The sequence below is a fragment of the Maribacter sp. 4U21 genome (assembly GCF_002742365.1).
In the GTDB taxonomy this organism is placed as follows: Bacteria; Bacteroidota; Bacteroidia; order Flavobacteriales; family Flavobacteriaceae; genus Maribacter.
On record NZ_MDGN01000049.1, the window covers coordinates 21,548 to 31,770 of the forward strand.

Consider the following 10,223-nt stretch of genomic DNA (forward strand, 5'->3'; position numbering starts at 1 on the left):
ATTCCATACTCCTTACCATATAAAAACGAAGTTTACTGAAAGTCAAACTTTTAGAAGTTCACATGAAACGAAATTAATCCATATTATAAAGACTAACGACAATTTAACTAGTGCGCCCCAATACACAAACCAACTCCTTTTGACTCTCATATTCTTTAAATAATACAAGGAATCCACGTATATTTGTTATCTCAATAAAATCACCTTGAAACATGGATTTTTCCTTAACTGAAGAACAACAATTAATACAACAGGCAGCAAGAGATTTTGCCCAGAACGATTTGTTTCCCGAAGTAATCGAAAGAGATGAAGAGCAACGATTTCCTAAAGAAGAAGTTAGGAAAATGGGGGAGCTTGGATTTTTAGGGATGATGGTAGATCCTAAATATGGCGGTAGCGGACTAGACACCCTATCCTATGTCCTGGTCATGGAAGAGCTTTCTAAAGTCGATGCTTCATCATCTGTTATTGTATCCGTAAATAATTCGTTGGTCTGCTGGGGTCTTGAGACCTATGGCACGGAAGAACAGAAAGAAAAATACCTTACCAAACTTTCTACAGGAGAAATCATCGGTGCGTTTTGCCTTTCGGAACCAGAGGCAGGAAGTGACGCCACTTCACAAAAGACCACTGCTTTGGACAAAGGAGACCATTACGTTATTAATGGAACTAAAAACTGGATTACAAATGGTAGTTCTGCCGAAGTATATCTTGTTATAGCCCAAACCGATAAAGACAAAAGACATAAAGGGATAAATGCCCTTATTGTTGAAAAAGGTGCCGAAGGATTTGAAATAGGTCCTAAAGAGAATAAATTGGGTATTCGTGGAAGCGACACACATTCCTTAATATTTAATGATGTAAAAGTTCCAAAGGAAAACAGAATCGGCGAAGATGGTTTTGGCTTTAAGTTCGCAATGAAAACCTTGGCAGGTGGCAGAATAGGAATTGCAGCCCAAGCATTGGGTATTGCAGCAGGGGCTTATGAATTGGCCTTAAAATATTCCAAAGAACGAAAAGCATTTGGAACTGAAATAAGTAATCACCAGGCAATTGCTTTTAAGTTAGCCGATATGCATACACAAATAGAAGCGGCAAGACACTTGGTGTACAAGGCTGCATGGGATAAGGACAACGGCAATAACTATGATTTATCTGGAGCAATGGCCAAATTATACGCATCGCAAGTTGCGATGGAGACTACAGTTGAAGCAGTCCAAATACATGGTGGGAACGGGTTTGTGAAGGATTACCATGTAGAACGTTTAATGAGAGATGCTAAAATAACCCAGATTTATGAAGGCACTTCAGAAATACAAAAAATCGTTATTTCGAGAAGTATCCTGAAAGGATAAATCCTTATTTCAAACGATACCCCCTATTTATTTAGACCTAAATATCATTTTCTATTCAGTAAAAGCGTTATCACCCTCATAATTGAGGGTGATTTTGTTACAATCATTTAATATAACGAACTACACCCGCTAAAAGATAGGGCGCGTCGCTTTTATCTTCTAAATTTATCAATCTGATAAATTGAGCATGCGAAAAATATGTTATTCAATATTTTTTAACGTTTTTTCCTAAACGTTGAATATAATTATCTATTTGGATTAAAATGATGAATATTTTTCACATAAAATGATATTTTTGAAAAAATACCATAAACTATGAGACTGGAAAAGCAAGGACTATATTTACCGGAATTTGAACATGACAATTGTGGAGCAGGTTTTATCTGCAGTCTTAAAGGAAAAAAGTCTAACGACATTATTCATAAGGCCCTAGAGATATTAGACCGGTTAGAGCATAGAGGTGCCGTAAGTGCGGACGGAAAAACTGGCGATGGAGCAGGAATTCTAATTGATATTCCACATGACTTTTTCCAAGATGTTTGCGACTTTGAATTGCCAGCGCCAGGGGAATATGCGGTGAGCAACGTCTTCTTTCCAAGAAAAGAAAATCAGCGTGACTTTTGTATTTCTATTTTTGAGGAAAACATAAAAAAGCAAGGATTACAACTTTTAGGTTGGAGAGATGTTCCTGTAAACCGTTCCATTCCCGGAAGAATAGCTGCTGAAACAGAGCCTTTTGTAAAGCAACTTTTCGTAACCAAAGAGAATAAGGAACAATCCTATTTCGATTTTAACTTAAAACTCTTCGTTGCAAGAAAAACGACAGAGCACACCATTATCAAGTCCAAGCTTTCTGAAAGCAAATTCTTTTACGTCCCCAGCCTATCGACCAAAATTATAATTTTCAAAGGCTTACTGATGCCTCATGATATCAGTCTATATTATACCGACCTGTTAGATTCTAGGGTAGTAACGAGATTAGCATTGGTGCATCAAAGATTTTCAACGAACACCTTCCCGACATGGGACTTGGCGCAACCGTTCCGATATATGTGTCACAATGGAGAAATCAATACCCTCAGAGGTAATGTTTCAAGGATGTTATCCAGAGAGGAGTTATTGGAGAGTGATTTATTCGGAGATGAGATAAAGAATGTGCTTCCTATAATATTACCTGGAAAATCTGATTCGGCCACCATGGATATGGTTGTAGAGCTCTTACTTATGACCGGGCGTTCACTACCAGAAGTAATGATGATTCTTGTGCCCGAAGCTTGGGAAAAGAATGACGAAATGTCCGCTGCCAAGAAGGCATTCTATGAATACCATTCTTGTATGATGGAGCCTTGGGACGGACCAGCTTCCATTCCTTTCACAGACGGTAATTATATTGGTGCCGTACTGGACAGGAACGGACTACGCCCCTCAAGATACTCTGTTACCAAGGACGATTACGTGGTGATGTCTTCCGAGACAGGTGTGGTAGAAATTGCGCCTGAGAATGTAGAATTTCACGGTAGACTAGAGCCTGGAAAAATGTTCCTGGTGAATATGGAAGAAGGACGAATCATCAATGATGAAGAGATAAAAGAAAACATTGCCAAAAAACATCCTTATCAAGATTGGTTAGACACCAATCTGGTTCACCTTAAAGACATTCCATATAACGATTGTCCTTTGTTCTTAGGAGAAGCACCTCTTGAAAAGAGAAAATCCGTTTTTGGATATACCCTAGAAGATATAAATACCATTATTCTTCCTATGGGAAAAACAGCAAAAGAGCCTATAGGTTCTATGGGGTCGGATACGCCCATTGCAGTTTTATCGCAACGTCCACAACTCATTTATAACTATTTTAAGCAGCTATTCGCACAAGTTACCAATCCTCCTTTAGACGGTATTCGTGAAGAACTTATTACGGACATAAGTCTTACCTTGGGAAGTGACCGTAATATCTTCGAATTTTCGGAATTGCATTGTAGAAAGCTTAAAATTCAAAATCCGGTAATATCAAAAGAGGATTTAGATAAAATCAAAAATTATGACGTTAGTCCGGACTATCAAGTAGAATCTATTCCTATATTATATGAAATAAATAAGGGTCATAATGGACTAGAAGATGCTTTAAATGCTATTTTAAACAAAGCCTCTAAAGCTGTAGATAATGGAACTAATATCATTATTCTATCAGATAGAAACGTAGATAAAGACAGCGCTCCAATACCAGCTTTACTAGCCTGTTCTTTTGTGAACAGCGGTCTTCAGAAATTAGGAAAACGTTCTAAACTCAGTATCATAATAGAATCCGCAGAACCGCGCGAAGTACATCATTTTGCTCTATTATTCGGTTTTGGAGCAAGTGCGGTCAACCCTTATTTGGTAAATGAAATCATTGGGGAACAAATTGAAGAACTGGACATTACCGAATTCACGTTCGATGAGGCAATAAAGAACTACAATAAAGCAGTTGGCAAAGGCATCCTTAAAGTGATGAATAAAATAGGGATATCAACCCTTAATTCTTATCGCGGTTCTCAACTTTTTGAATGCATTGGTATCAACACCAAAGTAGTGGAAAAATATTTTCCGAATACTCCTACGAGAATACAGGGTATAGGGCTTTATGAGATTGAAAAAGAAATCGCGAAAAGACATCAAAATGCTTTTGAGGATACCGAAGTAGCGGCCAACCTAGATTTAGAAATTGGTGGTGAATACCGTTGGAGACGTGATGGTGAGAAACACATGTTCAATCCATTAAGTATAGCAAAACTTCAAAAAGCGGTTAGGGGTAATGAACCCAATACGTACAAGGAGTTCTCTAAAATGGTCAACGAGCAATCTCAAAACCTTATGACCATACGAGGTCTTTTTGAATTCTCCAATTACGACCCCATTCCCTTGGAAGATGTAGAACCATGGACCGAAATCGTAAAACGTTTCAAAACAGGCGCTATGTCCTACGGTTCTATTAGCCAAGAAGCGCACGAAAATCTAGCCATTGCCATGAACCGTATTGGTGGTAAAAGTAATTCGGGCGAAGGTGGTGAAGATGAAAAACGCTTTTATAAAAATGCAACAGGTGATTGGAGAAACAGTGCCATAAAGCAAATAGCTTCAGGTAGGTTCGGTGTTACCTCCAACTATCTCACAAACGCTACCGAAATACAGATTAAAATGGCCCAAGGTGCCAAACCTGGTGAGGGTGGACAATTACCGGGACCTAAGGTAAATCCGGCCATTGCTAAAACAAGAAACTCTACACCGTGGGTTGGTCTTATCTCACCACCACCCCACCACGATATTTATTCCATAGAGGATTTATCTCAATTAATATATGACCTAAAATCGGCCAATAGAGAAGCTAGAATCAATGTGAAATTGGTTTCGGAAGTGGGTGTTGGTACCGTAGCGGCAGGAGTTGCTAAAGCTAAGGCCGATGTAGTCTTAGTTTCTGGATTTGATGGCGGTACCGGCGCATCGCCCTTAACATCATTAAAACACGCCGGACTCCCATGGGAGCTTGGTATTGCGGAGGCACAGCAGACTCTGGTCATGAACGACCTTAGGAATAGGATAGTCCTAGAATGTGACGGTCAGTTAAAAACGGGGAGAGATGTCGCCATAGCGTGTCTCTTAGGTGCCGAAGAATTTGGTTTTGCCACTGCGCCTTTGGTAGCTTCGGGGTGCATAATGATGCGTGTTTGCCATTTAAACACATGCCCGGTCGGGATTGCTACGCAGAACCCTGAACTAAGAAAAAAATTCAAGGGAAAACCGGAACACGTTGTAAACTACATGTATTTTGTAGCTCAAGAGCTACGGGAAATCATGGCGGAGCTTGGTTTTAGAACAGTTAACGAAATGGTTGGCCAAGTTCAAAAATTAGACCGTAAAAAAGCTATTGAACATTATAAAGCTGCAGGAATAGACCTTACTCCAATTTTACACCAGGTAGAGGTGCCTGCGGGAACAAAATTTTACAACACCCAAAAACAACAACACGACGTCAATAAATCAATAGAATTCGATATTATCGCAAAAGCGAACCCATCATTGTTCAGAAAGGAAAAACTTTCGCTAGACTTTCCAATCTGCAATACGGATAGGGCCGTAGGTGCTATCGTAAGCAATGAAATATCCAAAGTTTACGGCGCACAAGGGCTACCCATCAATACGCTAAAATTGAACTTTACAGGCTCTGCTGGTCAAAGCTTCGGGGCATTTGCTACAAGAGGACTTACGATGATTGTCAATGGAAATACGAATGACTATCTCGGGAAAGGATTATCAGGCGCTAAATTGGTGATTAAAGTTCCAGAAAATTCAACCATAATCCCCGAGGACAACGTTATAACAGGAAACGTGACGCTTTATGGTGCCACAGCAGGTAGAGCCTATATTAACGGAAAGGCAGGGGAACGTTTTTGTGTTCGGAATTCTGGTGCCAAGGCGGTAGTTGAGGGTATTGGAGATCATGGATGTGAATATATGACCGGTGGTATTGCGGTAATCCTAGGGGAAGTAGGCCGTAATTTTGGTGCAGGTATGAGCGGCGGTATAGCCTACGTTCTAGATGAGAATAAAACATTTAAGCAACGCTGTAATTCAGAAGCACTAAATCTATTGGAGGTTTCTGAAGATAATGACATCAAACAGTTAAAAGACCTGATTGAAAGTCATTATAATTCCACACTAAGCCCACTGGCACAAAGAATATTAGAAAATTGGGAGGCATACTTACCTAAATTCATAAAGGTTTTACCGGAAGAGTATAAACAAGCGTTGATTAGGTTGGAAAAAGAAAAATTACAAACGATATAAATCGAAAAAGGAGATGGGAAAGATAACAGGATTTTTGGAATTCGATAGAAAAGTAGAAGCTTACAAACCAGTAGAGGAGCGCATAAAAAACTATAAGGAATTTACCGTACCCTTAAAAGAAAAAGAACTAAAAGATCAAGGGGCTAGATGCATGGATTGCGGAATTCCTTTTTGTCATAGTGGCTGTCCTTTAGGAAATTTAATTCCTGATTTTAATGACGCCGTATATCGAGGAAAATGGGAAAAAGCCAGTGAAATTCTACACTCCACCAACAATTTTCCCGAGTTTACGGGTCGTTTATGTCCGGCGCCATGCGAGGAAGCCTGCGTTTTGGGAATAAACGAAGACCCTGTTTCCATAGAAAATATTGAAAAAAACATTGTCGAGGCCGCTTTTAAAAAGGGATGGATTACGGCCAAACCACCACTAACAAGAACAGGTAAAAAAATAGCAGTAGTTGGCTCGGGACCGGCGGGACTTGCCGCTGCACAACAACTTAACAGAGCTGGGCATACCGTAACCGTTTTTGAACGTGATCAAAAAGCAGGAGGACTTTTAAGATATGGAATACCTGATTTTAAAATGGAAAAACAGGTTATAGACCGTCGATTAAAAGTTCTAGAAGAGGAAGGTATCGTATTTAATTGCGGGGTTCATGTTGGTATTGATATAGAGGCGGATGAGCTTAAAAATGATTTTGACGCTATAGTCCTCTCTGGCGGAGCTACGGTAAGAAGAAAACTTCCTATAGAAGGGGCCGACCTAAAAGGTGTTGTACAGGCTATGGATTTCTTAGGCCAAAACAATAAGAGAGTAGACGGCATTAAGGATTTGGGCAATGAGATCAAGGCTACGGACAAGGATGTAATTGTCATTGGCGGTGGCGATACCGGATCCGATTGTATTGGAACATCCTTTAGGCATGGGGCCGCTTCTGTCTCGAATTTTGAAATTATGCCAATGGCTACAACGGATAGACCAGAAGACCAACCTTGGCCATTTTGGCCCATGCGCCTTAGAACAAGCTCTTCTCACAAGGAAGGGGCCGAACGTTTCTTTAGTATTTCTACGAAGCGGTTCGTAGGCGATAGCGAAGGAAATTTAACAGGATTAGTAACGTCAGAGGTAGAGTGGATAAAAAAGCCTGGACAGCGACCGGAATTAAAGGAGGTGGAAGGAACCGAAAAGGAATGGAAGTGTGAACTGGCTTTATTGGCATTAGGTTTCACCGGATCGGAAAAAACGGTGGCAGAACAGTTGGGATTAGAATTAGATGCAAGAACCAATGTTAAAGCATCGGAATCTGACTACCGAACAAACGTGCCAGGTATTTTTGTGGCGGGTGACCAAAGGAGAGGACAGTCTTTAATCGTTTGGGCAATTTCAGAAGGTAGACAAGCTGCGCATCATGTAGACTCCTTTCTAATGGGTGAGTCTAAACTTCCGCTAAAAGGTGAAGGAGATTTACCAAGGATTTAATCTTTGGTCACTTTGCTTCCCCACCAGTTAGCATCGGGTTCATAGCCCTTTGATAGCATGACTTGCCTTTCCCTTTCAAGAGTTAGTAATTTTTCATTTATTAGCGTTTGTAATCTTGCTTGGTATTTTTGCCGATTAAATAAGGTATCTTTCTTAGGATAACGAGCACCTATGGCGCTAAGCCAGTTTAATAATTTATCTGTCTTTTCTCTAGTTATGTCCGGATGTAAGGGCGCCACATTATGTTGCTCTCTAGGGTCCTCTAGGAGGTTGTACAATTCACAAACATCGTTCTCCCAATACTATATCAATTTCCAATGGCCTTCAAGAATTATGGATGAAGGGTCTCCCCCCTGATTGCCATAGTGAGGATAATGCCAATACAAAGGCCTTTTTACTTCAATTTGTTGCCCTTCTAATAGTGGTTTCAGGCTAATGCCATCTGTATGTTGTCTAGGCAAAAGATTAGCTCCTACCAAATCCAAAAGAGTAGGGTAGAAATCAGCTCCCGTAACAGATATATCAATCTTTTGGATAGTATTCTCAAGCCATGGAACTTTAATAACCAGAGGTTCTCTTATTCCACCTTCCCATTGATAACCCTTGCCTCCTCTTAGGGGCGCATTCGAAGTCGAAAAAGCATCACCTGATGCCACACCTCCATTGTCCGAAGTAAAAACGACAATGGTATTTTCTTCAAGGTTGTTATCCCTTAATGACTGCAACACAATTCCTACCGCTTCGTCCATACTTTCCACCAAACCTGCATAAACGGGATTATCCTGTAATCGCCTAATGGTAAGTACGCTCTCCATTTCGAAACCATTTTTAGCTATTCCCAGTTTCGCTGCTTTATTCCTATACTTACTCCATCTTGTCTCATCTGTTTGAACAGGCTCGTGAACCGCGTAGAAAGATAAAAAAGCTAGAAAGGGAGTATCCTTTTCTGCGCTTATGAAACTTGCTGTTTCACGAGCTAGTCTTATGGAAAGATTTTCTCCATTGTCCTGGTTTTCCAATTTAGGATTGTTCCAAGGTGAAAAGTACCCTCCTATTGGACTTCCCTTGGACCATCCTCCCTTATTAATATCAAATCCATGGTCCTCTGGATAAGAACCTTCTTCACCTAAGTGCCACTTTCCAGCGAAAAAAGTTTTATATCCGGCCAGCTGTAGAGCTTCTGCGAGCGTTGTATCCCTTGATGGCAACTGACGTACATACTCGGCCGGCAGTAACTTATCATGGCGCTGTAGTGTACGCCAATCCGAACCGGACTTGGCTCCAATCCAATCCGTTATCCCATGTCTAACTGTAAATTTCCCTGTCATAATACTTGCTCTGGAAGGACTGCAAACTCTGCTCGTTGCATACCCCTGTGTGAATATAACACCTTCCTTCGCCAGTTGATCAATATTTGGAGTTTCATAAAAAGAGCTTCCCGTATAACCAAAGTCAATATATCCCAAATCGTCTACGAGTATAAAAACGATATTCGGATTTGTTTCTACCGTTGTTTTCTTAGCTTCACACACAATCAAAAGAATGGTGTTAAGTAATAACCAAACCAATCTTGTATTCATAAATAATGGAATTTCAACTAAAAAATACTATAACCAACTTCAATATGGCCCATACGGATAAATCGGTACGGTTATTGATCGGAATATGTTGGTATTTAAAGCTAATGATATGAAGAAAAGTATGATTGGTATGTTGGTCATAGTAATCCTTCAATCTTGCATTCCTATACGTATAGCCCCAAAAATAGAAGACTACCAGCTAACCAAAGGCAAAAAGTTTAAAAGAAGCCTACCAAAGCGACAAATGTTTGTATTTGAAGACCCTAAAGATGTTAATGAATTCTATAATTATGTCAATACCAAATTTCAGCTAGACTACATAGATGTATATGAGGACATACCATTCTCCATAGCCAACAACCAATACTTTTTCTCATTTTATGAAGTTGATATCCCAAACAAAACCATTAATCTAATACCTTTAGCAGTTGATGCTATTTTACAAAATGCAGAAATAAATCCCGTTATGGATGGCTTTACGAGACAAGACAAGGTAATTGGTATATAGCAATAGAGGTGTATAGTGATACGGAACATGATTGTTTAGAACCTGAATCGGTCTCCCGACCGGTCGTATCGGAATTCCTTAGAAATCTCAAAAACGAGTATTTGGCCTCTTCCAATTATAATGAGGTCATATTCAAGAATTAAGACAAAAGAGTTATCGCTTTTTTTCATACTGAAAACGTTAAACTTTAACACTTGTGAATTAAGAGCACTTCTACCTTACAGATTCTTTCATTTATGGATGAAGAGACCTATAAATCTACATCTTTCGCATAAAAAAACCCCCTTCACTTATAGTGAAGGGGGTTTCGAAGTAAGGCGGCTACCTACTCTCCCACTTGGTATAGCAGTACCATCGGCGCAAACGGTCTTAACTTCCCTGTTCGGAATGGTAAGGGGTGTGCCCCGTCGCTATGGCCACCTAAAAATTGAGTTGTCGGTTCTTGGTCCGTAGTGAGTCGTAGATAGGCTACCGAC

Annotated in this window: 6 protein-coding genes and 1 rRNA gene; 4 read left to right on the forward strand and 3 right to left on the reverse strand. The window is 40.0% G+C overall.

Annotated features, from left to right (window positions below; all coding sequences use genetic code 11):
* Positions 1–212 precede the first annotated feature (212 nt).
* The 3 genes from BFP77_RS09835 (at position 213) to BFP77_RS09845 (ending at position 7,659) form a co-directional block, all read left to right on the forward strand.
* Entirely contained in the window at positions 213–1,355 is a 1,143-nt protein-coding gene (locus BFP77_RS09835) for an acyl-CoA dehydrogenase (RefSeq protein ID WP_099573862.1), read from the forward strand.
* A 315-nt stretch (positions 1,356–1,670) separates the two neighbouring features.
* Positions 1,671–6,179 (forward strand): glutamate synthase large subunit, encoded by a 4,509-nt coding sequence (gltB, locus tag BFP77_RS09840; protein WP_099573863.1) that lies wholly within the window; start codon positions 1,671–1,673, stop codon positions 6,177–6,179.
* Positions 6,180–6,192: 13 nt separating this feature from the next.
* Positions 6,193–7,659 carry a glutamate synthase subunit beta gene (locus BFP77_RS09845; protein WP_099573864.1) on the forward strand — a complete coding sequence of 489 codons (1,467 nt, stop codon included), beginning with the start codon at positions 6,193–6,195 and terminating at the stop codon, positions 7,657–7,659.
* Here the strand turns inward: BFP77_RS09845 and BFP77_RS17340 are convergent.
* Both BFP77_RS17340 and BFP77_RS09850 read right to left on the reverse strand, forming a co-directional pair.
* Positions 7,656–7,937, reverse strand: coding sequence for a hypothetical protein (locus BFP77_RS17340; protein ID WP_257212930.1), 282 nt, complete (start codon positions 7,935–7,937; stop codon positions 7,656–7,658). The two genes, BFP77_RS09845 and BFP77_RS17340, sit on opposite strands and share 4 nt — an antisense overlap.
* A 24-nt stretch (positions 7,938–7,961) precedes the next feature.
* Complete coding sequence (locus tag BFP77_RS09850) at positions 7,962–9,239, reverse strand: sulfatase (protein ID WP_257212931.1); 1,278 nt, start codon at positions 9,237–9,239, stop codon at positions 7,962–7,964.
* A gap of 109 nt (positions 9,240–9,348) precedes the next feature.
* Here BFP77_RS09850 and BFP77_RS09855 point away from each other — a divergent pair, with 109 nt between their 5' ends.
* Complete coding sequence (locus BFP77_RS09855; RefSeq protein WP_099573865.1) at positions 9,349–9,747, forward strand: hypothetical protein; 399 nt, start codon at positions 9,349–9,351, stop codon at positions 9,745–9,747.
* Between the two features lie 312 nt (positions 9,748–10,059).
* Here the strand turns inward: BFP77_RS09855 and rrf are convergent.
* Positions 10,060–10,171, reverse strand: a 5S ribosomal RNA gene (gene rrf / locus BFP77_RS09860).
* Between the last annotated feature and the right edge of the window lie 52 nt (positions 10,172–10,223).